This window comes from Streptomyces sp. NBC_00075, from assembly GCF_045041225.1.
In the GTDB taxonomy this organism is placed as follows: Bacteria; Actinomycetota; Actinomycetes; order Streptomycetales; family Streptomycetaceae; genus Streptomyces; species Streptomyces adonidis.
In genome coordinates this window covers 3574083-3595675 of sequence record NZ_CP108243.1, presented here as the reverse complement: position 1 = coordinate 3595675, position 21593 = coordinate 3574083, and the positions used below count along the sequence as shown (strand labels likewise).

Annotated in this window: 21 protein-coding genes; 13 read left to right on the top strand and 8 right to left on the bottom strand. The window is 70.2% G+C overall.

Annotated elements, in window-relative coordinates:
- Positions 1-158 precede the first annotated feature (158 nt).
- Entirely contained in the window at positions 159-764 is a 606-nt protein-coding gene (locus OG787_RS15325; RefSeq protein ID WP_369034893.1) for a suppressor of fused domain protein, read from the top strand.
- 145 nt (positions 765-909) lie between these two features.
- Here the strand turns inward: OG787_RS15325 and OG787_RS15320 are convergent, their stop codons facing one another.
- Positions 910-2133 carry an MFS transporter gene (locus OG787_RS15320; protein WP_369034892.1) on the bottom strand — a complete coding sequence of 408 codons (1224 nt, stop codon included), beginning with the start codon at positions 2131-2133 and terminating at the stop codon, positions 910-912.
- A 163-nt stretch (positions 2134-2296) separates the two neighbouring features.
- Here OG787_RS15320 and OG787_RS15315 point away from each other — a divergent pair, with 163 nt between their 5' ends.
- The 3 genes from OG787_RS15315 (at position 2297) to OG787_RS15305 (ending at position 4602) form a co-directional block, all read left to right on the top strand.
- On the top strand, positions 2297-2938 hold the full coding sequence (locus tag OG787_RS15315) for a DUF6758 family protein (protein ID WP_369034891.1): 642 nt from the start codon (positions 2297-2299) through the stop codon (positions 2936-2938).
- 151 nt (positions 2939-3089) lie between these two features.
- Positions 3090-3947, top strand: a complete 858-nt coding sequence (locus OG787_RS15310) for a PHP domain-containing protein (protein WP_369034890.1) — start codon at positions 3090-3092, stop codon at positions 3945-3947.
- 49 nt (positions 3948-3996) lie between these two features.
- Positions 3997-4602, top strand: a complete 606-nt coding sequence (locus tag OG787_RS15305; protein WP_235475009.1) for a MarC family protein — start codon at positions 3997-3999, stop codon at positions 4600-4602.
- An 88-nt stretch (positions 4603-4690) separates the two neighbouring features.
- On the opposite strand, the gene OG787_RS15300 is transcribed toward OG787_RS15305, so the two are convergent.
- Positions 4691-4843, bottom strand: coding sequence for a hypothetical protein (locus tag OG787_RS15300; protein ID WP_107055985.1), 153 nt, complete (start codon positions 4841-4843; stop codon positions 4691-4693).
- Between the two features lie 184 nt (positions 4844-5027).
- Between OG787_RS15300 and OG787_RS15295 the strand changes: the two genes are divergently transcribed.
- Positions 5028-5927, top strand: coding sequence for an NYN domain-containing protein (locus tag OG787_RS15295; protein WP_369034889.1), 900 nt, complete (start codon positions 5028-5030; stop codon positions 5925-5927).
- Between the two features lie 13 nt (positions 5928-5940).
- On the opposite strand, the gene OG787_RS15290 is transcribed toward OG787_RS15295, so the two are convergent.
- Together OG787_RS15290 and OG787_RS15285 are read right to left on the bottom strand one after the other, a co-directional pair.
- On the bottom strand, positions 5941-6816 hold the full coding sequence (locus OG787_RS15290; RefSeq protein ID WP_405535502.1) for an alpha/beta fold hydrolase: 876 nt from the start codon (positions 6814-6816) through the stop codon (positions 5941-5943).
- A gap of 323 nt (positions 6817-7139) precedes the next feature.
- Positions 7140-9833, bottom strand: a complete 2694-nt coding sequence (locus OG787_RS15285; RefSeq protein WP_405535501.1) for a DEAD/DEAH box helicase — start codon at positions 9831-9833, stop codon at positions 7140-7142.
- A 470-nt stretch (positions 9834-10303) separates the two neighbouring features.
- Between OG787_RS15285 and OG787_RS15280 the strand changes: the two genes are divergently transcribed.
- Positions 10304-11095, top strand: coding sequence for a ferritin-like fold-containing protein (locus OG787_RS15280; RefSeq protein ID WP_405535500.1), 792 nt, complete (start codon positions 10304-10306; stop codon positions 11093-11095).
- A gap of 66 nt (positions 11096-11161) precedes the next feature.
- Here the strand turns inward: OG787_RS15280 and OG787_RS15275 are convergent, their stop codons facing one another.
- The 4 genes from OG787_RS15275 to OG787_RS15260 form a co-directional block, all read right to left on the bottom strand.
- On the bottom strand, positions 11162-11431 hold the full coding sequence (locus OG787_RS15275) for a hypothetical protein (protein ID WP_369036342.1): 270 nt from the start codon (positions 11429-11431) through the stop codon (positions 11162-11164).
- Positions 11432-11611: 180 nt separating this feature from the next.
- Complete coding sequence (locus OG787_RS15270) at positions 11612-11839, bottom strand: DUF3107 domain-containing protein (RefSeq protein WP_235475002.1); 228 nt, start codon at positions 11837-11839, stop codon at positions 11612-11614.
- A gap of 135 nt (positions 11840-11974) precedes the next feature.
- A complete protein-coding gene (locus tag OG787_RS15265; RefSeq protein ID WP_235475001.1) occupies positions 11975-12616 on the bottom strand; it encodes a TetR/AcrR family transcriptional regulator in 642 nt (213 codons plus the stop codon).
- Between the two features lie 206 nt (positions 12617-12822).
- On the bottom strand, positions 12823-13059 hold the full coding sequence (locus OG787_RS15260; RefSeq protein ID WP_369036341.1) for a hypothetical protein: 237 nt from the start codon (positions 13057-13059) through the stop codon (positions 12823-12825).
- A gap of 166 nt (positions 13060-13225) precedes the next feature.
- Here OG787_RS15260 and OG787_RS15255 point away from each other — a divergent pair, with 166 nt between their 5' ends.
- The 7 genes from OG787_RS15255 (at position 13226) to OG787_RS15225 (ending at position 21419) form a co-directional block, all read left to right on the top strand.
- The gene (locus tag OG787_RS15255) at positions 13226-14254 is read left to right on the top strand and encodes an alpha/beta fold hydrolase (RefSeq protein WP_369036340.1); all 1029 of its coding nucleotides are present in this window, start codon (positions 13226-13228) and stop codon (positions 14252-14254) included.
- Between the two features lie 239 nt (positions 14255-14493).
- Positions 14494-15675, top strand: coding sequence for a DUF3152 domain-containing protein (locus OG787_RS15250; RefSeq protein WP_405535499.1), 1182 nt, complete (start codon positions 14494-14496; stop codon positions 15673-15675).
- Between the two features lie 56 nt (positions 15676-15731).
- Positions 15732-15824 carry an Ms4533A family Cys-rich leader peptide gene (locus OG787_RS15245; protein ID WP_369036348.1) on the top strand — a complete coding sequence of 31 codons (93 nt, stop codon included), beginning with the start codon at positions 15732-15734 and terminating at the stop codon, positions 15822-15824.
- 162 nt (positions 15825-15986) lie between these two features.
- The gene (locus tag OG787_RS15240) at positions 15987-17708 is read left to right on the top strand and encodes an ABC transporter substrate-binding protein (protein WP_405535498.1); all 1722 of its coding nucleotides are present in this window, start codon (positions 15987-15989) and stop codon (positions 17706-17708) included.
- 8 nt (positions 17709-17716) lie between these two features.
- The gene (locus tag OG787_RS15235) at positions 17717-18772 is read left to right on the top strand and encodes an ABC transporter permease (protein WP_405535497.1); all 1056 of its coding nucleotides are present in this window, start codon (positions 17717-17719) and stop codon (positions 18770-18772) included.
- Between the two features lie 2 nt (positions 18773-18774).
- Entirely contained in the window at positions 18775-19773 is a 999-nt protein-coding gene (locus OG787_RS15230) for an ABC transporter permease (RefSeq protein WP_405540493.1), read from the top strand.
- The gene (locus OG787_RS15225; protein WP_405535496.1) at positions 19770-21419 is read left to right on the top strand and encodes a dipeptide ABC transporter ATP-binding protein; all 1650 of its coding nucleotides are present in this window, start codon (positions 19770-19772) and stop codon (positions 21417-21419) included. The genes OG787_RS15230 and OG787_RS15225 overlap by 4 nt, the downstream gene beginning before the upstream one ends.
- The last annotated feature ends 174 nt before the right edge of the window (positions 21420-21593 follow it).

Here is a 21593-nt window from a genome sequence, read left to right as displayed (position 1 = left end):
CTTCGTAGGTGTCGGGACTTGATCGCGACTCCCCCAGTGCCTTGAAGGCCTGGGTGGTACCCCCATCTGCGTGCTGCCCGGACCCGGCCTAGGGTAACAGCCGACGGAACTGTCAAGGTGCGCGTTTGCCCGCAACTGACGAGTTCTATGCTCGCCGCATGGCTGAAGTTCTTCCTCTGGTCGAGGCCCGGTTGCGTACGACGCTGGGCGAACCGGACGCGCGCGCCGCGGTCACCTTCCTCGGTACGGACCGCGTCGAGGTGCTGCGTTTCCAGGGCCAGGACCGGGACGGGGGGGACGGGGAGATCGTCCGCTACGCCACGCTCGGCATGTCCGCGCAGCCGATGGCGGACCCCACGGCGGTGCTCGCCGACCCGGTCAAGGGCCCGCGCGCCGAACTGGTCATCTCCGTCCGGGCCGGCCTCGCCGACACCGACAAGGTGCTGCGCCCGCTCGCCGTCCTCGCCGCGTCCCCGCAGGTCGAGGGGGTGATCGTGGCCCCCGGCGCCTCGCTCGACGTCGGTGAGCCGCTGTGGCCGGGGGCGCCCTTCACCTCGGTCCTGGTCGCCGAGCCGGGCGGCCTGATCGAGGACCTGGAGCTGGACGACCCCATGGACCCCGTCCGCTTCCTGCCCCTGCTCCCGATGACCCCGAACGAGGCCGCCTGGAAACGCGTCCACGGCGCCCAGGCCCTCCAGGAACGCTGGCTCACCAACGGAACAGACCTACGGGACCCGTCCCGCAGGTCCGTCCCCCTGGACTGACCCTCACGTTCGGCTCCGGAGTGACGGACATCACCAACGGCCGCCTGGAGAACACCAGTTGGGCAGCGCCCCTTCAGGGGCGCGGGGAACTGCGCGACCAGCCCCCACCGGCCCGCGGGTAAATCACCACGCGCCCGCGGCGCGCTCAACTCGCAAACACGGCGACACTGTCTTCCGCCGCGTGCCGCGTCTCCAGTTCTTCCACCTCGTGCGTCAGCGACTTCCGCCGTACGACAACCACCACCGCGCCCAGCACGGCGGTCACCGCCGCGACCACGAACGGCATGTGGACGTCCGTCCACCCCTCGATCTTCGGCGCGAAGAACGGCGCCGCAGCCGCCGCGAACCACCGCACGAAGTTGTAACCGGCGCTGGCGACCGGGCGGGGCGCGTCGGAGACCCCGAGCGCCAGCTCGGTGTACACCGTGTTGTTCACGCCGATGAACGCACCGGACAGCACCGTGCAGACCACGGCAGTGGTGTGGCTGCCGTAGCCGAGGACCAACACGTCCACGGCGAGCAGCACCAGCGAGCCACCCAGCACCGTCAGCGATCCGAACCGCCGCTGCAACCGCGGAGCGACCAGCACCGACGAGACGGCCAGCAGCACACCCCAGGCGAAGAACACGGCCCCCGACTTGTAGGGCGTCATGTCGAGCACGAACGGGGTGAAGGCCAGCACGGTGAAGAACGTGTAGTTGTAGAAGAAGGACGAGATCGCGGCCGAGGCCAGACCGCCGTGGCCGAGCGCCTTGACCGGGTCGAGCAGCGAGGTCTTCCGGGCCGGCTTCGGCTGCTCCTTCAGGAACACCGTGATGCACAGGAAGCCGATCGCCATCAGGAACGCCGTGCCGAAGAAGGGGTAGCGCCAGCTGGCGTTGCCGAGCAGTGCGCCCAGCAGGGGGCCGCACGCCATCCCGAGGCCCAGGGCTGACTCGTACAGCAGGATCGCCGCGGCGCTGCCGCCGGCCGCCGCGCCGACGATGACGGCGAGGGCCGTCGAGACGAAGAGCGCGTTGCCGAGGCCCCAGCCCGCCCGGAAGCCGACCAGTTCGGCGACCGAGCCCGAGGTGCCGGCCAGACCCGCGAAGACCACGACGAACGCGAGGCCGAGGAGCAGGGTCTTGCGGCCGCCGATGCGGCTGGAGACGAAGCCGGTGACCAGCATGGCCACGGCGGTGATCAGGAAGTACGAGGTGAAGAGCAGGGAGACCTGGCCGGCCGTGGCGTCCAGGCCCTTGGCGATGGACGGCAGGATCGGGTCGACCAGCCCGATGCCCATGAAGGCGACGACGGACGCGCCGGCGGTCGCCCAGACGGCCTTCGGCTGCCGGAGGAGGCTTTCCGTGCCTCCCGTACTGCTGTTCATGTCTGCTCCCCGGGAGATGGTTGGTGTATGCACATAGTAAGTTAGAGTTGCTAATTAATGCAAGCTACATCTAATTCCACCTGGTGGAAACGGTGGAAACGTGTCACTCCGGACGGGTGATCGTCCTTGACGGGAGGAAGGACGGGGAGGACCGTGGGGCCCTATGAGGGGCGAACCCAGTTGCCCGAAGTGTGGTGGCCGGGTCAGGGCTCCCGGACTCTTTGCCGACTCCTGGCAGTGTGATGTGCACGGGACGGTGCATCCGCTACAGCCCGTGATCCCGCCCAGCGTCGAGGCCCTCAGCGTCGTCGTGCATCGCACGCAGGTTCCGGTGTGGATGCCGTGGCCGCTGCCGGTCGGCTGGCTCTTCACGGGCGTGGGCTGTGCGGGCGACGACAGAAGTGGCGGCCGCGCGACGGCGGTGGCCTGTTCGGGTCCCGGACCGCTCGGGGGGATGGGCGAGCTGATCCTGGTCGCGGAGGAGCTCGGTGTCGGGCTCGGTGCGCGGTATGCGGGGATCGATGGGCCCGACCCTGGGCCGTACATGAACGTCGAGAAGCCGGCCGAGGCGAAGGTGCTGGCTGCGGGGCGGCCTACTCCGTTGTGGCATGTCACGGGTGGGCCCGATGACCGGGCGGTGTTCGCGGGGGAGGCGCTCGGGCTGTGGTTGTGGGCGGTTGTGTGGCCCGAGCAGTCGGGGTTGCTGATGTATGACGAGCTGGTGCTCACGGATTTGCGGGATGCGGGGGCTGAGGTGGAGTTGGTTCCCTGCGGGGCGTTGTCGCCTAGGTTGCTTCAGCCTTAGCGCTCTGCTGGGTTCGGGGTACCTGGGTTCGTTGTCGCGTGCGGGCCCGGTGGGGGCCGGTCGCGCAGTTCCCCGCGCCCCTGAAGACAAAAGACGGCCCGTTATGCTGAGGCGTCCCCCCTTGGCACCGTCACCTGCTGGAGTTCGCACCGTGCGCATCGATCTGCACTGCCACTCCACGGCCTCCGACGGGACCGACACGCCCGCCGAACTGGTGCGCAATGCCGCTGCCGCTGGGCTGGATGTCGTCGCGCTGACCGATCACGACACGACCCGGGGATACGCCGAGGCGATCGCCGCGCTGCCCGCCGGGCTCACGCTGGTCACCGGGGCCGAGCTGTCCTGTCGGCTCGACGGGATCAGCATGCACATGTTGGCCTACCTGTTCGATCCCGAAGAGCCCGCGCTGTTCGCCGAGCGGGAGCTGGTGCGGGACGACCGCGTGCCGCGTGCCCAGGGCATGGTGGCCAAGCTCCGGGAGCTGGGTGTGCCCATCACCTGGGAGCAGGTCCTGCGGATCGCCGGTGACGGTTCCGTGGGCCGGCCGCATGTCGCGACGGCGCTGGTCGAGCTGGGCGTCGTACCCACCGTGAACGACGCCTTCACCGGGGACTGGCTGGCCGACGGCGCCCGGGCCTACGTACCGAAGCACGAGACCGACCCCTTCGAGGCGCTGCGGCTGATCAAGGGGGCCGGTGGCGTGGCCGTGTTCGCGCACCCGGCCGCGAGCAAGCGGGGGCGGACGGTGCCGGAGTCCGCGATCGCGGAGCTGGCCGCCGCCGGGCTCGACGGCATCGAGGTCGACCACATGGACCACGAACCGGCGACCCGCGCGCGGCTGCGCGGCCTCGCGGCGGAGCTGGGGCTGCTGGCCACCGGCTCCTCCGACTACCACGGCAGCCGGAAGACCTGTGTGCTCGGGGAGTACACGACGGACCCCGAGGTGTACGGGGAGATCACACGGCGGGCCACCGGGGCGTTCCCGGTGCCGGGGACCGGCGGAGTCTGACGGTCGTCCGCGCCCCCCTTCCCCGTACCTACGCAAGGCTCCCTCACCCATGTTCGACGTCGCTGTCTTCGGCTCGCTCTTTCTCACCCTCTTCGTGATCATGGATCCCCCTGGGATCACCCCGATCTTTCTCGCGCTCACCGCGGGGCGCCCGGCCCGCGTACAGAAGCGGATGGCGTTCCAGGCCGTCTGTGTGGCCGGTGGTGTGATCACCGTGTTCGGGCTGCTCGGGCATCAGATCCTGGACTATCTGCATGTCTCCGTGCCCGCCCTGATGATCGCGGGTGGGCTGCTGCTCCTGCTGATCGCCCTCGACCTGCTCACCGGCAAGACGGACGAGCCCAAGCAGACCAAGGACGTGAACGTCGCCCTCGTCCCGCTCGGCATGCCGTTGCTGGCCGGGCCCGGTGCGATCGTGTCGGTCATCCTGGCCGTGCAGAAGGCGGACGGCGTGGCCATGCAGGTGTCGGTGTGGGCGGCGATCCTGGCCGTCCATGTCGTGCTGTGGGTGGTGATGCGGTACTCGCTGCTGATCATCCGCGTCATCAAGGACGGGGGCGTGGTCCTGGTGACCCGGCTCGCGGGGATGATGCTCTCCGCGATCGCCGTGCAGCAGATCATCAACGGGGTCACCCAGGTGGTCCAGCAGAGCTGATATGCAGAACCCCCGTACGGCGTCGGTGCCGTACAGGGGTTCTGAAGTCTGCTCGTCGTCCGCGAGCGTCATCCGCGCGTGTCGCGCGTTATGAGGCCGAGGTCTCGGCCGGGCGGATCCAGAGGCGCTGCCCTATGGCGGCTGCTTGCTGCACGATCCGGTTGACGGAGGCGGCGTCCACGACCGTACTGTCGACAGGGGTGCCGTCGACGTCGTCAAGACGCATGATTTCGAAGCGCATGGGCTTCTCCCTTCGTCTGGTCATCCTCCTGAGGAGAACTACTTGGTTACGTAGTACTCAACTACGTGAGTGTTACGAACATTCCCTACGCTAAATAAATTTTTCGAACGTCTAACTACCGCCTGGTAAGAGCTGACCGGGACCGGTTGTGTTCGAAGCGTGACCGCCGAGACAATGGAGGTATATGAACAACGACGACCACGCGGAGCTGAGCGCCCGCCTCGACCGTACGAACGAGCTGCTCCATCGCATGCTCGCCGAGGTGGCGAAGACGCCCTCGACACATGCGATCTTCGTCGACGCCGGATATCTGTACGCGGCGGCGGGCCGGCTCGTCGCCGGGACCGAGGACCGCCGCAGCTACGAACTGGACGCGGAAGGTCTCATCGAGGCGCTCATCGACAAGGCCCGCACGATCTTCGCGGACAGCCGACTGCTGCGCGTCTACTGGTACGACGGTGCCCGGCGCCGCATCCACACCATCGAGCAGCAGTCGATCGCCGAACTTCCCGATGTGAAGGTGCGCCTGGGCAACCTCAACGCCAACAACCAGCAGAAGGGCGTCGACTCACTCATCCGGACCGACCTGGAGTCACTCGCCCGGCACCGCGCCATCAGTGACGCCGCCCTCATCGGCGGCGACGAGGACCTGGTGTCGGCGGTCGAGGCGGCACAGGGGTACGGGGCACGCGTCCACCTCTGGGGCATCGAGGCGCCCGAGGGCCGCAACCAGGCCGAGCCGCTGCTCTGGGAGGTCGACAGCCAGCGCACGTTCGACCTCGACTTCTTCAAGCCGTACGTCGCCCGGCGCACGGCCGCGTCCTACGAGGCGTCGGTCGGGACGCGGCCCACGCGCGAGGACGTGCGGTTCGTCGGCGCGCAGATCGCGGCGAAGTGGCTGGCGGCGCGGGGGCGCGAGTCACTGGTCGAGCTGCTGCCCGGGCATCCGTATCTGCCCGGGTCCGTCGACCAGGACCTGCTGGTGGAGGCGGAGGGGCTGCTCCAGTACTCGCTGCGGGGACAGGCCGAGCTGCGGCGTGCGCTGCGGGACGGGTTCTGGGAGCACCTTCAGACGCAGTACTGAATGGGCGTTGTTGTCATCGGCCGGTGGTGTCCCAGAAGTCGGCCATCGCGCGGGCCGTCTCCAGCGGGCGGTCCGTGTTGGGGGAGTGCTCGGCGCCGTCGATGACGGTCCGGTGCGCGCGCAGTCGTACGGCCATGTCGTCGAGGAGCGGGATGGCCCAGGTGCCGTCCTCGGCGCCGGACAGCACATGGAAGGGCAGTGGTACGGCGGCGAGTTCCGCCACGCGGTCCGGCTCGGTGCACAACTGGCGCCCCGTGGCGACGAGTTGGGCCGGGCTGTTGCCCATCCAGCGGCGGCGCAGATCCTCGCGGTCGTCGAGCCCGGCGTCCACCGAGTCGAGGTCGCCGCCGCCCGCCTGCGGGTCGTCCATGGCCTGGATGGCCTCCCAGACCTCGGCCATGCTCATCACGGCGAGCGCGTCCCGGAGGAGCTTCGCGCGCTGCTGCTGGGGCTCGGAGATCTCGGCGGGGCCAGAGGAGATGAGGGTCAGGGAGACGAACGGGGTGTGGTCGAGGAGGACGGCGGCTCGGGCGATCTGGCCGCCGAGCGAGTGGCCGACGAGGTGCACGGGGGTGCCTACGGCTGCGGCCTGGGCGAGCACGTCCTGCGCCAACTCGCTCTGCGCGTACGCCGATTCGTCGTCCCGGGGGCCGGGTGACTCGAACTGGCCTCGGCCGTCGACGGCGACGGTGCGGTATCCGCGCGCGGCGAGTGGCTCGTGCGTCGAGATGAAGTCCTCCTTGCTGCCGGTGAACCCGGGCAGCAGCAGGACAGTCCCCTTCGGCTCGGCGCCGGCGGAGGCGTCGACGACGGCGAACTCGCCGCGTGCGGTACGCAGCGCGTAGGCACGGGCGCCGGGGGGCGGGTCGAAGGTCAGAGGCCTGCTCATGGGACGAGGTTATCCGGCGGGGGTGAGGGGGAGGTGGGCGGCTTGGGACCAATTGGTTCGCCCCCGCCGCCCCTACCCGTTCCCATCCTCGGGGGCGCTGCCCCCGAACCCCCGCTCCTCAAACTCCCCCAGAGGGGGACCCCCCAAGGGGCTGGATCTTTCAGCCCGTCCGGCGTTTGAGGACAAAGGGGGGTCTGGGGGCGCAGCCCCCAGGGATGGGAACGGGTAGGGGCGGCGGGGGCGAGAAAGTTCAAGAGCCAGGGGAACGCCGACGGCCCGGCCCACCTGGGGAGGTGGGCCGGGCCGCAGGGTGTGGCTGGTGCTCAGGCTTCCACGGTGTCCGTGGCCGCCTTGCGGGTGGCGCGCCGCCTCGGCTTCGCCTCGACGGCCTCCGGTGCCGCTTCCACCACGACCGCCGGCTCGGCGGCCTTGCGGGTGCGGCGGCGCGGCTTGACCTCGTCCGCGGCCTGCGCCGGGATGTCGGCGACGACCTCGACGGCCTTGCGAGCCGTACGGCGGCGGGGCTTGGCCTCGGTCGCCTCGACGGTGTCGACCGTGACCTCCGCTGCCGTCGCCTTGCGGGTCCGGCGCGGCTTCGGCTCCGTGGCCTCCGCCTCCGCGACGACCGGGGCCTCGGCGGCCTTGCGGGTCGCGCGGCGGCGCGGCTTGGCCTCGACGCCCTCCGCCGTGTCCAGGGCGGCCTCAGCGGCCGGTGCCGTCGCCTTGCGCGTCGTACGGCGCTTCGGCTCCGGGGTCTCGGCCGAGGTCGGCTGGGCCGGGATCTCGGCGGTCTCCACCACGACCACCGGTTCGGCGGCCTTGCGGGTGGTCCGGCGGCGGGGCTTGGCCTCGGTCGCCTCGGCGGTGTCCACGGCTGCCTCGGCGGCCGGGGCGGTCGCCTTACGGGCGGTCGTCCGGCGCGGCTTGGCCTCGACGGTGTCGACCACGTCCTCGGCGGCCACCGCTGCCTTACGCGTCCGGCGGGGCTTCTCCGGGGAGGCCTCGACCGCGACCGGCTCGGCCGTCTTGCGGGCGGTACGGCGGCGCGGCTTGGCCTCGACGCCTTCGGCGGTGTCCACGGCGGCTTCCGCGGCCGGTGCCGTCGTGGCCTCGACGACCGGCGCCGCCGTCTTACGGGTGCGACGGCGCGGCTGCTCCTCCGGGGTCTCGGCCGGAGTGACCTGGTCCGGGGTGGTCAGCGTCGGCTCCGTCGCCTTGCGGGTGCGGCGGCGGGGCTGCTCTGCCGGGGTCTCGGCCGGGATGGCCTGGTCCGGGGTGGTCAGCGTCGGCTCCGCCGCTTTACGGGTGCGGCGGCGGCGCGGCTGTTCCTCCGGAGCCTCGGCCGGGAGGACCTGGTCCGGAGTGGTCAGCGCGGGCTCGGCCGTCTTGCGGGTGCGGCGGCGGGGCTGCTCTGCCGGTGCTTCCGCCACGGGGGCTTCGGCGACGACCGCCTCGGTCGGCGTGGGCTCCGCCGACCTGCGGGTGCGGCGCCGGCGCGGCTGCTCCGACGCCTCGGGGGTCGTGCCCTCCGCCGTCGCGACCGCGGCCTCGGCCGACGGCTCGACGAACGTCGGCGTGGACGCCGCCACCGGCTCCGCTGCCGCACCGCGGGTACGGCGACGGCGGCGCGGCGTACGGCGCTCGGTGGGCTGCTCGGACGGGGCGAGTGCCTCGGTGACCGGAGTCGTCGGCGCGTCCGCGGCGGCACCGCCGCGCGTACGGCGGCGACTGCGCGGCGTACGTGCCGGGCGCTCACGCTCCGCCGGAGCGGAGGCGGCGGCCGGGCCGGAGCGGCCGCCGCGGCCGCGCGGGCCACCGCGTCCGCCCGTCTCGCCGAGGTCTTCGACCTCCTCGGCGTTCAGGCCGGCGCGCGTCCGCTCCGAGCGCGGCAGGACACCCTTGGTGCCGGCCGGGATGCTCAGTTCCTCGAACAGGTGCGGTGACGTGGAGTACGTCTCCGGCGGGTTGTTGAAGTTCAGCTCCAGCGCCTTGTTGATCAGCTGCCAGCGCGGGATGTCGTCCCAGTCGACCAGCGTGATCGCGATGCCCTTGGCGCCCGCACGGCCCGTACGGCCGATGCGGTGCAGGTACGTCTTCTCCTCTTCGGGAGACTGGTAGTTGATGACGTGCGTGACGCCCTCGACGTCGATACCGCGCGCGGCCACGTCCGTGCAGACGAGGACGTCGACCTTGCCGTTGCGGAAGGCGCGCAGCGCCTGCTCGCGGGCGCCCTGGCCGAGGTCGCCGTGGACGGCGCCGGAGGCGAAGCCGCGCTGGGCGAGCTGGTCGGCGAGATCGGCGGCCGTACGCTTCGTGCGGCAGAAGACCATGGCCAGTCCCCGGCCCTCGGCCTGCAGTATGCGTGCGACCAGCTCGGGCTTGTCCATGTTGTGCGCGCGGTAGACGTACTGCGCGGTGTTCGCGACGGTCTTGCCCTCGTCGTCCGGCGCGGCGGCGCGGATGTGCGTGGGCTGCGACATGTAGCGGCGCGCGAGACCGATGACCGCGCCCGGCATGGTCGCCGAGAACAGCATCGTCTGACGGCGGGCCGGCAGCATGTTCATGATCTTCTCGACGTCGGGCAGGAAGCCCAGGTCGAGCATCTCGTCGGCCTCGTCGAGGACGAGCGCGCGGACGTGCTTCAGGTTCAGCTTCTTCTGGCCCGCGAGGTCGAGCAGCCGCCCGGGGGTGCCGACGACGACGTCGACGCCCTTCTTGAGGGCCTCGACCTGCGGCTCGTACGCCCGGCCGCCGTAGATGGCGAGCACGCGCACGTTACGGACCTTGCCGGCCGTCAGCAGGTCGTTCGTGACCTGCTGGCACAGCTCGCGCGTCGGGACGACGACGAGTGCCTGCGGGGCCTCGGTGAGCTGCTCGGGCTGGGCGCGGCCTGCCTCGACGTCGGCGGGGACGGTCACGCGCTCGAGGAGCGGGAGTCCGAAGCCGAGCGTCTTGCCGGTGCCGGTCTTGGCCTGGCCGATGACGTCCGTGCCGGTGAGGGCGACGGGGAGGGTCATCTCCTGGATGGGAAAGGGGGTGATGATGCCGACGGCTTCAAGCGCCTCGGCGGTCTCGGGAAGGATTCCGAGATCCCGGAAAGTCGTAGTCAGGGCAATGCCTCTTCTGTGTACGCGGTGCGAGGCGAGCGCGGGGGTCGTGTCGGGACCGTGCCGGAAACTTCGGCCGCCTCACGGGCGGGCCGAGTGGCACGGGACCACTGCCGACGCTCGAGCGCTCGTACCGCTGAGGGTCCCTCCGAATTCCGTACGCATCGTGCCGTACGGACGAGGAGAGCTGTCGGGTCGGAGCCGATCGGGCCACCGACCGGGCATCCTCATTCGTGTGGCCCGTCGAGATACGTCTTTCAACTCAACGAGCGCATTACCACCATACCCCGGAATCGCGCACATGCGATGGCCGATTCGGTCACGTAGTGGTCGTCACACTGATTGAGCAGGGACTTCCGCCTTGCGGCAGGCGGGCTATTGTGCGCTTCATGACGACGCCTGACAACGCCTCCGGTACCTCCGCGACCCCCGACGAAAGCACGGTAGAAACCGCGGCCGAAGCCGCTCCCGCACCCACCGGAATCGCCGCCCAGGACTGGGCGCAGGCCGCCACCGACCCGCAGTACCGCGCCGCGGTCGTCGACCTGCTCGGCGCGCTGGCGTACGGCGAGCTGGCGGCGTTCGAGCGGCTCGCCGAGGACGCGAAGCTCGCGCCGACGCTCGTCGACAAGTCGGAACTGGCCAAGATGGCGTCGGCGGAGTTCCACCACTTCGAGCAGATCAGGGACCGGCTCACGGAGATCGGCGCCGACGCGACCCAGGCGATGGAGCCGTTCGTCGCCGCGCTCGACGGCTTCCACAAGCAGACGGCGCCCTCCGACTGGCTGGAGGGACTCGTCAAGGCGTACGTCGGTGACTCGATCGCCAGTGACTTCTACCGCGAGGTCGCGGCCCGCCTGGACGAGGACACCCGCCGGCTGGTGCTCGCGGTCCTCGACGACACCGGGCACGCGAGCTTCGCCGTCGAGAAGGTGCGCGCCGCGATCGACGCGGACCCGCGCGTGGGTGGGCGGCTCGCGCTGTGGGCGCGGCGGCTGATGGGTGAGGCGTTGTCGCAGTCGCAGCGGGTCGTCGCCGACCGGGACGCGCTGTCCACGATGCTTGTGGGGGGCGTGGCGGACGGGTTCGACCTTGCTGAGGTCGGGCGGATGTTCTCGCGGATCACTGAGGCGCACACCAAGCGGATGGCCGCGTTGGGGTTGGCCGCGTAGGTTTTTGTCTGCGGCGCCGCTGTGGCTTGTCGCGCTGTTCCCCGCGCCCCTTTGGGGCGCTCCTGCTTACGCCGGTGCCGATGATCGGCGGAGTCTTCCCTTAGGGCGCAGGAGCAGGGAGACCGAGGCTGCCGAGAGCGCCGTCGCGCCCAGCAGGATCAGTACGAAGTGGGCGGCGCCCAGCGCGCTGTGTGTGAGGAAGGCACCGAACAGGGCTCCGGCCACACCGGTCGACAGGACCAGGGGGCGGGCCGGGAGACGGTCGGGCAGGCGGTAGGCCGCCGCCCATGCCAGGGCGAGGCCGAGGATCGCGGAGCCGAGTGCTTCCAAGAACATGTCGGGGTCCCTCCCACAGCCTGCCTGCGCATCGCGTTCACAGCCCGTCATACCCGTGACCTGCTCGGAGCAACCCACTTGTAAGGGTGACGTGTGGTCAACCTGTGAATGCGGACAGGGGAGCGGACATGGGAGGGGCCCGGCGGTTCGAAACCGCCGGGCCCCTCCCATGTGCATGCCCTACAGCGCGCTGAAGCCCACCTTGCGGGCCGTCGGCTCGCCCAGCTCGACGTACGCGAGACGGTCGGCCGGTACCAGGACCTTGCGGCCGTGGTCGTCCACGAGGCTCAGCAGTGCCGACTTGCCGGACAGGGCCTCGGCTACGGCCTGCTCGACCTCCTCGGCGCTCTGACCGCTCTCCAGAACGATCTCGCGGGGCGCGTGCTGCACGCCGATCTTGACCTCCACGGCTATGTCCCTCCGACGGTCAGTGAAGTGCGCGGGCATCCGCGCCGTACCCAGCACACATTAGCCCGGTGAGGGGACGTACATGTTCCGCCCGGGAACGCCAGGAGCGAACAGCAGGTGGGAACAAACGGGCGGTCAGTGGTGCTCGGTGCCGTGCAGCGGGAAACCGGCGATGCCGCGCCAGGCCAGCGAGGCCAGCAGCTGGACCGCCTGATCGCGCGGCACACTGCGGTCGCTGTGCAGCCAGGACCGCGCCACCACCTGGGAGAGGCCGCCCAGGCCGGAGGCGAGCAGCATCGACTCCGGACGCGAGAGACCGGTGTCCTCGGCGATGACCTCGCAGATCGCCTCCGCGCACTCGTTCGTCACCTTGTCGACGCGCTCGCGCACGGCGGGCTCGTTCGTCAGGTCCGACTCGAAGACCAGCCGGAAGGCGCCGCCGTCGTCCTCCACATAGGCGAAGTACGCGTCCATCGTCGCCCGTACGCGCTGCTTGTTGTCGGAGGTCGACGCCAGAGCCGTACGGACCGACTCGATCAGTGCCTCGCAGTGCTGGTCGAGGAGCGCGAGGTAGAGGTCGAGCTTGCCCGGGAAGTGCTGGTAGAGCACCGGCTTGCTGACGCCGGCCCGTTCGGCGATGTCGTCCATCGCGGCGGAGTGGTAGCCCTGCGCCACGAACACTTCCTGGGCGGCGCCCAGCAGCTGATTCCGTCGGGCGCGACGCGGCAACCGCGTGCCCCGCGGGCGTGCCGCCTCAGTTTGCTCGATGGCTGTCACGCCGCCTCCCAATTTCGTCCACATGCGGTGTGCGCCGCGCGGCCATCGTACTTTTCGGTAACCCTGGTGTGCGCGGTGCGAGCGCAGAAATTCCTCGACCGAGGGACTGTATGTTCCGGGCTAATTAGTCAAATAGCAACAAATCCTGTGCTGAGTGCGGAGCGGCGACGGAAGAGCGGTGGCGTTACCGGTATCGGCGGGCTCGGCTACCGGTAGTCGTCCTCGTCCAGTTTCACGACGCGGGCCTGTTCCGCGAGGTCGGCCTCGTTTGCGCGGTCGGTGTTCTCGCCGGTGAACGGGGCGTCGTGCTGCTGGGTGACATCCGTGTGCTGCTCGGCGGCGTCGCGCTCGGGGGCCTCGACGTCGATATCGGTGGCGCTGTCCCCGTCCTCGAAGCCCTCGATCTCCTCGAAGGTCTCGGGGTCGGTGGGGTCGACGGCCATGCTGGGCTCCCTTCCCGGGGGTATGGCCCTACTGCGGGTGCCCTGTTTACGAGCCTAGGAGACATGGGGGCCGGACGCCATGCCATCGGGGTCCCGGACGGGCGGGACGCGCGCCTGTGACGCCGAACACACGAGCCACTGCGTGATCGTCTCGTAACATTGCCGCATGTCTTCGACCGAGCCGCCGTACGTACCGGCCACCAATGTGCTGCCGAAAGTGGCGCCCGTCAGGGTCGCGGAGGGTGAGCGGCTGCGCTCGGTGGGGCTGCCGGGGATCACCCTGACCGTGCGGTCGCGGCCCCCCGCGCGCGAGGGACTGCCTCCCGCGCTGTACGTCCATGGCCTGGGCGGTTCCTCGCAGAACTGGTCGGCGCTCATGCAGCTGCACGACGGGATCGTCGACAGCGAGGCGCTCGACCTGCCGGGCTTCGGCGACTCTCCGCCACCGGACGACGGCGACTACTCGATCACCGGGCACGCGCGTGCCGTCATCCGCTACCTCGACGCCTCCGGGCGCGGGCCCGTGCACCTGTTCGGGAACTCGATGGGCGGCGCGGTGTCGACGCGCGTCGCGGCGGTGCGGCCCGACCTCGTCCGGACGCTCACGCTCGTCTCGCCCGCGCTGCCGGAGGTCCGCGTGCAGCGCACCGCGGTGCCGACCGCGCTGCTCGCCCTGCCCGGCGTGGCCCGGCTGTTCACCCGGATGACCGCGCAGTGGAGCGCCGAACAGCGCGTCCGCGGTGTCACGGCGCTCTGTTACGGCGATCCTGAGCAGGTGACACCCGAGGGATTCCGCCACGCGGTCGAAGAGATGGAACGACGGCTGCAACTGCCGTACTTCTGGGACGCGATGACGCGTTCCTCGCGCGGGATCGTGAACGCGTACACGCTCGGCGGCCAGCACAGTCTGTGGCGCCAGGCCGAGCGGGTGCTCGCGCCGACGCTCCTCGTCTACGGCGGCCGTGACCAGCTCGTCTCCTACCGCATGGCCCAGCGGGCGGCACGCACCTTCCGTGACTCCCGGCTGCTCTCGCTGCCCGACGCAGGACATGTGGCGATGATGGAGTACCCGGAGACGGTGGCATCGGCGTTTCGTGAACTGCTCGGGGACACAGATGAGTTGACAGCGGATACCGGTACTGTGGCAGCGAGGACCGTCGGCAGCCGGGCCGACGCCGCGAACGCGGGGAGCTGAGACGCGAGGTGGGACGTCACAGCCGTCGCGGCCGTACCGGCGGCAGCGCCAGTAAGGGCGACACGGCGAACATCCCTGTGGTTCAGCAGGGACAGCAACCACAACAAGGGCAGCGACCTCAGCAGATTCCGCAGTCTCAGCAGCGGCAGCAGCCTCAACAGGGCCGGCCCCAGAGGTTTCCTGAAGGTACGCCCGCTCATGGCTTCCCGCGTCTGCCCGACGGCACCCCGGCACACGGGATGCCGCGTTTCCCGGACGGAACCCCTGCCCACGGCTTTCCCCGCATCCGGCGAGGCGGGCATCCCGAGCAGCGGGAAACCGGCGGCGGCTGGGGCGAGTTGGGCACGCGGACCGGCACCGGGCCGGCCATACCGGGTCAGCGTTCCGCGCCCCCGAACGCGCGGGGACCTCGGCAGGCGTACGTCGACGCCTTCGACGGAGTCGGTACGTCCGGCGCCGAGGACGTCGACCTCTTCGCGCCGCGCGCCCGGGCGCGCCACTCCGCCGATCCCTACGGGGACGTCACCACGTGGGAGTCCGAGGCCGACGCGGGCGACGGGTACGTCCCGCCCGCCGAGCCCGTCAAGGGCAAGGGCGGTGCCAAGGGGCGGGCGTTCGCCGGGATCGCGGCTGCCGCCGTCACCACCGTGCTGGCGGTCGTCGTGGCCGGGCAGGTCACCGACGGCCAGGACAGCGACGGTGGCGTGCGCACCCAGACCGCGAACGGCTCGGGCCAGGACGTACGGGGCTCCGAGGACTCCGCGGCGGACAGCGACGCCGCCCCTTCCGCGTCCGACGCGCCGGCCGCGGTCACGACACTGACGTACGACCAGAAGATGGCCAAGACGTACGCGCTCGGGGCGACCCTCAAGGGCTCGGGGAAGTTCGACGCGATCCGCGGGTTCGCCAAGGCGCCCGGGACCGGGCAGAAGTACACATACCGCGTGGACGTCGAGCAGGGGCTCGGGCTCGACGGGACGCTGTTCGCGCAGGCCGTGCAGAAGACGCTCAACGACGACCGCAGTTGGGCCCACGGCGGTGGTCGTACGTTCGAGCGGATCTCCTCCGGCCAGCCCGACTTCGTGATCACGCTGGCGAGCCCCGGCACCACCGCCTTCTGGTGCGCCAAGTCTGGGCTCGACACCACCGAGGACAACGTGTCCTGCAACTCGACCGCCACCGAGCGCGTGATGATCAACGCCTACCGATGGGCACAGGGGTCCGAGACCTACGGCGACAAGAAGATCTACGCGTACCGGCAGATGCTGATCAACCACGAGGTCGGCCACCGGCTGGGCAATGGGCATGTGACCTGCGACAAGGACGGCGAGCTGGCTCCCGTGATGCAGCAGCAGACCAAGTTCCTCGACCACGACGGGATCCACTGCCTGCCCAATCCCTGGCCGTATCCCGGGAGTTGACCCGTGGCTCAGAAGTCACGTTGACACGGGTGGAAAGTTCGTTCATATTTTTGCGCATGTGGTCTAGTCATGATGTCGAACGCGCAGCCATCGAGCTGGCGCTGATCGGCGTGACCCCACTCTGCGTGGCAGACATTCTCTGTCGCTGACACCCGCCCCCGGCGTGCGTGTCGCGACGTTCACCATTTCCTTCTTCGGTCGACTTCTTCGGTCGACCACGACCTGATGCGACCCGACGCCCGGGCAGACGTGTGTCCTCTTCCGTCTCATTCCTCGTCATTCCGTCTCATCATTCGAGAGGTCGTCTTCCGATGCGCCAACCGTCCGTCAGAAAGCGCCGTGTGGCAGCGGTGTCCGTCAGCCTGGTCCTGGCCGCCGGCGTCGCCGCGTGCGGGCCGAAAGACAACGATGCCAAGGGCGCGAGCGGCGACTCCGAGCCACAGAAGGGCGGCACGCTCACCGTCCTCAACTCCAACCCGCAGGACGACTTCGACCCCGCCCGGCTGTACACCTCCGGCGGCGGAAACGTCCCCTCGCTCGTCTTCCGTACGCTCACCACGCGCAACCGCGAGAGCGGGGCTGCGGGCGCGGAAGTCGTCCCCGACCTGGCCACGGACACCGGGCGCCCGAGCGAGAACGCGACCGTGTGGACGTACACCCTGAAGAAGGGCCTCAAGTACGAGGACGGTACGGCGATCACCAGCGCCGACATCAAGTACGGCATCGAGCGCTCCTTCGCCCCTGAACTCTCCGGCGGCGCGCCCTACTTGAGGGACTGGCTGATCGGCGCCGCCGACTACCAGGGGCCCTACAAGGACAAGGGCAAGGGGCTCGACGCGATCGAGACGCCGGACGACCTCACGATCGTCTTCCACCTCGACAAGCCCGAGGGCGAGTTCCCCTACCTGGCCACGCAGACGCAGTTCACGCCGGTCCCGAAGGCCAAGGACACCGGTACGAAGTACGAGGAGCACCCGATCTCGTCGGGGCCGTACAAGGTCGTCAGCAACGAGGGCGACGGCGAGCGGCTGATCCTGGAGCGCAACACCTACTGGTCGGCCGCCACGGACGCCGAGCGCAAGGCGTACCCCGACAAGATCGACGTACGGTCAGGGCTCGACTCCTCGGTGATCAACCAGCGGCTGTCGGCGTCCCAAGGGGCGGACGCCGCGTCCGTCACCACGGACACCAACCTCGGCCCGGCCGAACTCGCCAAGGTCACCGGCGACAAGGAGTTGGCGGCGCGGGTCGGCACCGGGCACTTCGGCTACACCAACTACATAGCGTTCAACCCGAAGATCAAGCCGTTCGACAACATCAAGGTGCGCCAGGCGATCTCGTACGCCGTCGACCGCACGAGCGTCATCAACGCGGCCGGCGGATCGTCGCTCGCCGAGGCCGCCACCACCTATCTGCCGAACCAGAAGTCCTTCGGGTACACGCCGTACGACCACTTCCCGGCGGGTGCGTCCGGGAACGCGGCGAAGGCCAAGGAGCTGCTGAAGGAGGCCGGTTACCCGAACGGGCTGACCGTCACCCTCACCCACTCCAACGCCAAGGACTTCGAGACCAGCCCGGAGATCGCGACCGCCGTCCAGGACGCGCTCAAGAAGGCCGGCATCACGGTCAAGCTGCGGGGGCTGGAGGAGAACGACTACTCCGACACGATCCACGACGTGAACAAGGAGCCCGGGTTCTTCCTCGCCCACTGGGGTGCCGACTGGCCCTCCGGCGGTCCCTTCCTCGCCCCGATCTTCGACGGCCGGCAGATCGTCAAGGACGGTGCGAACTTCAACACCGGCTTCCTCAACGACAAGACCGTCAATGCCGAGATTGACGCGATCAACAAGTTGACCGATCTTGACGCTGCCGCCAAGAGGTGGGGCGCACTGGACAGCAAGATCGGCGAGCAGGCACTGACCGTGCCGCTGTTCCACCCCGTCTACAAGCGGCTGTACGGCAAGGACGTCAAGAACATCGTGATCAGCGACTGGACGGGTGTCCTCGACATCTCCCAGGTCGCGGTGAAGTAGCCGAAGCCGTGAGCGAGGTTCTTCTCGCCTCCCAGGCCGCCGGGACGGGTTCGACACCCGTCCCGGCGGGCTCGGCGGCCCGTCAGTTCTGGCGGCGGCTGCGTGCGCAGCGCGCCGCCCTTGTCGCGGCGGCCGTCGTCGCGCTGCTCGTCCTGGTCGCGCTCGCCGCGCCGCTGTTCACCGCCATCGAGGGCCAGGACCCGACCACGTACCACCCAGACCTCGTCGACTCCGCGCGCGGGGGCGTGCCGATCGGCTCCTTCGGGGGCATCAGCGGCGACCACTGGCTCGGCGTCGAACCGCAGACGGGCCGCGATCTGTTCGCCCGGCTCGTCTACGGGGCCCGGGTCTCGCTGGGGGTCGCGCTCGCGGCAACCCTCGTCCAGGTGTTGATCGGTGTCGTGGTCGGCATCGCGTCCGCGCTGGGCGGTCAATGGGTTGATCAACTGTTGAGCCGTCTCACCGATGTCATCATCGCCCTGCCGCTCATGATCATGTCGTTGGCCCTGCTGGCGATCGTGCCCAGCAGCTTCCCGCGGCCCGTGCTCGTCGCCCTGGTCATCGGGCTGATCGCCTGGGGCGGGGTCGCGAAGATCGTCCGCGCCCAGACGCTCACCCTCAAACAGCTGGACTATGTGGCCGCGGCCCGGCTCAGCGGCTGGGGTCCCTGGCGCATCGCCCGCCGCGAACTGCTGCCCGGCCTCGCCGCGCCCGTCATCACGTACGCGGCGCTGCTCTTCCCGTTGAACATCACGGTCGAGGCCGCGCTGTCCTTCCTCGGGGTCGGTGTGAAGCCGCCGACGCCGTCCTGGGGGCAGATGATCACCGCCGCCGACGTCTGGTACCAGGCGGCACCGCAGTATCTGCTGCTGCCTGCGGGCGCGCTCTTCGTGACCGTCCTGGCGCTGACGGTCCTGGGTGACGGTGTGCGCACTGCCCTCGACCCGCGCGCGGCCTCGCGACTGCGCATCGGGACGGGGCGCAGGCGCGAGGCCAAGGTCACGACGGACAGCGTCCCGTCCGAGAAGGCCGGGGTCGCATCGGAGAAGGGGGCCGGGGCATGAACATCTCCGGTTTCGGCGGCTTCGTGGCCCGCCGTGTCGTCGGCGCGATCGTCACCCTCCTCGCCATCTCGGTGATCATCTACGTCGTCTTCTACGTCGCCCCCGGCAACGTCGCCCAGATCACCTGCGGCCCGCGCTGTTCCCCCGCCCAGGTGCACCAGGTCGCCGAGCAACTGCGCCTCGACGACCCGCTGTACCTGCGCTACTGGCACTTCCTGGAGGGCATCTTCGCCGGCCAGGACTACTCGACCGGTACGTCCGTCCAGCACTGCTCGGCGCCCTGCCTGGGCCTGTCGTACCAGACCGACCAGCAGGTCACCGAGCTGATCCTGGCGAAGCTGCCGGTCACCGGCTCGCTCGCGCTCGGCGCGATGGCGCTGTGGCTGCTCATCGGCGTCGGCACCGGAGTGCTCTCAGCCTGGCGGCGAGGCCGGCCCACCGAGCGCATCCTCACCGGCCTCACGCTCGCCGGCACGGCCACTCCCGTCTTCGTCATCGGACTGATCCTGATGATCGTCGTCTGCGGCCAGCTGGAGCTGCTGCCGTTCCCGCAGTACGTGCCCTTCGTCGACGACCCCGAGCAGTGGGCCTGGAACCTGCTGCTGCCCTGGCTGTCGCTCGCGCTCATCGAGTCCGCCAAGTACGCCCGGCTGACCAGGGCGTCGATGCTGGAGACCCTCGCCGAGGACCACGTACGCACCTTCCGCGCGTACGGCGTCGGGGAGCGGTCCATCATCGGGCGGCACGCGCTGCGTGGTGCGGTGGCTCCGCTGATCGCCCTGAACGCCACGGACTTCGGATCGATGTTCGGCGGCGCGGTACTGACGGAGTCGCTCTTCGGGCTGCCCGGAATCGGACAGGAACTCGTCGACGCGGTCAAGGTCGTCGACCTGCCGGTGGTCGTCGGCATGGTCCTGGTCACCGGATTCTTCGTGGTCATCGCCAACGCCGTCGCGGATGTGCTGTACGCGGTGGCCGATCGACGGGTGGTGCTCGTATGAGCCTGGACAAGGCCTCAATCGAGGCTCAGGCGGAAGGCCCGCGGGACGCGGCTCTCGTGGAGGTCGACGGCCTGACGGTCGCCTTCGGCTCCCTGCGGGCCGTGGACGGGCTGTCGTTCCGGCTCGCCAAGGGCGCCGCGCTGGGCCTGGTCGGCGAGTCCGGCTCGGGCAAGTCCACGGTCGCGTCGGCCCTGCTGGGGCTGCACCGCGGTACGGGAGCGGAGGTCGGCGGCGCGATCCGGGTCGCCGGAACCGACGTACAGCACGCGTCCGAGGCCCAACTGCGCGGGCTGCGCGGGGCGAAGGCGGCGATGGTCTTCCAGGACCCGCTGTCGTCCCTGGACCCCTACTACGCGGTGGGCGACCAGATCGCCGAGGTGTACCGGGTGCACACGAAGGCGTCCCGGCGTGCCGCACGCGCGCGTGCCGTCGACGTACTGGACCGCGTCGGGATTCCGGACGCGGTACGGCGGTCCCGGTCCCGGCCGCACGAGTTCAGCGGCGGGATGCGCCAGCGTGCGCTGATCGCGATGGCGCTCGCCTGCGAGCCCGACCTGCTGATCGCCGACGAGCCGACGACCGCGCTGGACGTGACCGTCCAGGCCCAGATCCTCGACCTGCTGCACGCGCTGCGCGAGGAGACCGGCATGGGGCTGCTGCTCGTCACGCACGACGTGGGCGTCGCGGCGGAGAGCGTCGACGACGTGCTGGTGATGCGGCACGGACGCGCCGTCGAGCACGGCCCGGTCGCCGCCGTACTGGGGGCGCCTGCCGAGACGTACACCCGTGAACTGCTCGCCGCGGTACCGCGCGTGGACGCGAGGCGGCTCCCTGGGAACGCCTCCGGCTCCGAGGAGGTCGTGCTGGAGGCCACCGGCCTGCGGCGCGAGTTCGGGCGCGGGAAACGGGCGTTCGCGGCCGTGGACGACGTGTCGCTGACCGTGCGCCGGGGCGAGACCCTCGGGGTCGTCGGCGAGAGCGGCAGCGGCAAGACGACGCTCGGGCGGATGCTGGTCGGGCTGCTGGAGCCGACGGCCGGCGAGGTGCGCTACGAGGGTCGCCTGCGGTCCGGGGTCGGCCCGGCCGTGCAGATGGTGTTCCAGGACCCCGTCTCCTCCCTCAACCCCCGCCGCAGCGTGGGCGAGTCGATCGCCGACCCGCTGCGGGCACGCGGCGACAGGGACGAGGGGCGCGTACGGGAGCGCGTGGGGGAGTTGCTGGAGCGCGTGGGGCTCGACCCGGCGCACTTCGACCGCTATCCGCACGAGTTCAGTGGCGGCCAGCGCCAACGCGTGGGCATCGCACGGGCGCTGGCCGCCGAACCGCGCGTCATCGTCTGCGACGAGCCGGTCTCGGCGCTCGACGTCACGACGCAGGCCCAGGTGGTCGCCCTGCTCGGCGAACTCCAGCGCGAACTCGGCCTCGCGCTGGTGTTCGTCGCCCATGACCTCGCCGTCGTACGCCAGGTCAGCGATCGCGTCGCGGTGATGCGCCGGGGACGGATCGTCGAGTCGGGCCCCGCCGACGAGGTGTACGACAATCCGCAGGACCCCTACACCCGGCAGCTGCTGGCCGCCGTACCCGCTCTGGACCCGGAGATCGCGGCCCGACGGCGCACCGCACGACGGGAGTTGACCCCGGCCTGACCGTACGCCCGTTCGTGACCATGCGTGTGGGAGTGATCCCTTAGCGCGACGGAACGCGATTCGTTCGGGAAAGTTACGACCGTTCACCCCTTTTGGTGGTGCGACGGACAACCGTCCGTCGCACCACCGCCATGTCCGCATACGTTCGTCCCGCTGCGAGCCGCCGGGTCAACG

Excerpts from the sequence above, each read along its gene's own strand:
- OG787_RS15305 (WP_235475009.1), top strand. The coding sequence starts at position 3,997 with ATGTTCGACGTCGCTGTCTTCGGCTCGCTCTTTCTCACCCTCTTCGTG.
- OG787_RS15325 (WP_369034893.1), top strand. The coding sequence starts at position 159 with ATGGCTGAAGTTCTTCCTCTGGTCGAGGCCCGGTTGCGTACGACGCTG.
- OG787_RS15275 (WP_369036342.1), bottom strand. The coding sequence starts at position 11,431 with ATGTTCTTGGAAGCACTCGGCTCCGCGATCCTCGGCCTCGCCCTGGCA.
- OG787_RS15285 (WP_405535501.1), bottom strand. The coding sequence starts at position 9,833 with ATGACCCTCCCCGTCGCCCTCACCGGCACGGACGTCATCGGCCAGGCC.
- OG787_RS15300 (WP_107055985.1), bottom strand. The coding sequence starts at position 4,843 with ATGCGCTTCGAAATCATGCGTCTTGACGACGTCGACGGCACCCCTGTC.
- OG787_RS15225 (WP_405535496.1), top strand. The coding sequence starts at position 19,770 with ATGAGCCTGGACAAGGCCTCAATCGAGGCTCAGGCGGAAGGCCCGCGG.
- OG787_RS15295 (WP_369034889.1), top strand. The coding sequence starts at position 5,028 with ATGAACAACGACGACCACGCGGAGCTGAGCGCCCGCCTCGACCGTACG.
- OG787_RS15315 (WP_369034891.1), top strand. The coding sequence starts at position 2,297 with ATGAGGGGCGAACCCAGTTGCCCGAAGTGTGGTGGCCGGGTCAGGGCT.
- OG787_RS15245 (WP_369036348.1), top strand. The coding sequence starts at position 15,732 with ATGTGGTCTAGTCATGATGTCGAACGCGCAGCCATCGAGCTGGCGCTG.
- OG787_RS15290 (WP_405535502.1), bottom strand. The coding sequence starts at position 6,816 with ATGAGCAGGCCTCTGACCTTCGACCCGCCCCCCGGCGCCCGTGCCTAC.
- OG787_RS15260 (WP_369036341.1), bottom strand. The coding sequence starts at position 13,059 with ATGGCCGTCGACCCCACCGACCCCGAGACCTTCGAGGAGATCGAGGGC.
- OG787_RS15320 (WP_369034892.1), bottom strand. The coding sequence starts at position 2,133 with ATGAACAGCAGTACGGGAGGCACGGAAAGCCTCCTCCGGCAGCCGAAG.
- OG787_RS15250 (WP_405535499.1), top strand. The coding sequence starts at position 14,494 with ATGCCGCGTTTCCCGGACGGAACCCCTGCCCACGGCTTTCCCCGCATC.
- OG787_RS15240 (WP_405535498.1), top strand. The coding sequence starts at position 15,987 with ATGCGCCAACCGTCCGTCAGAAAGCGCCGTGTGGCAGCGGTGTCCGTC.
- OG787_RS15255 (WP_369036340.1), top strand. The coding sequence starts at position 13,226 with ATGTCTTCGACCGAGCCGCCGTACGTACCGGCCACCAATGTGCTGCCG.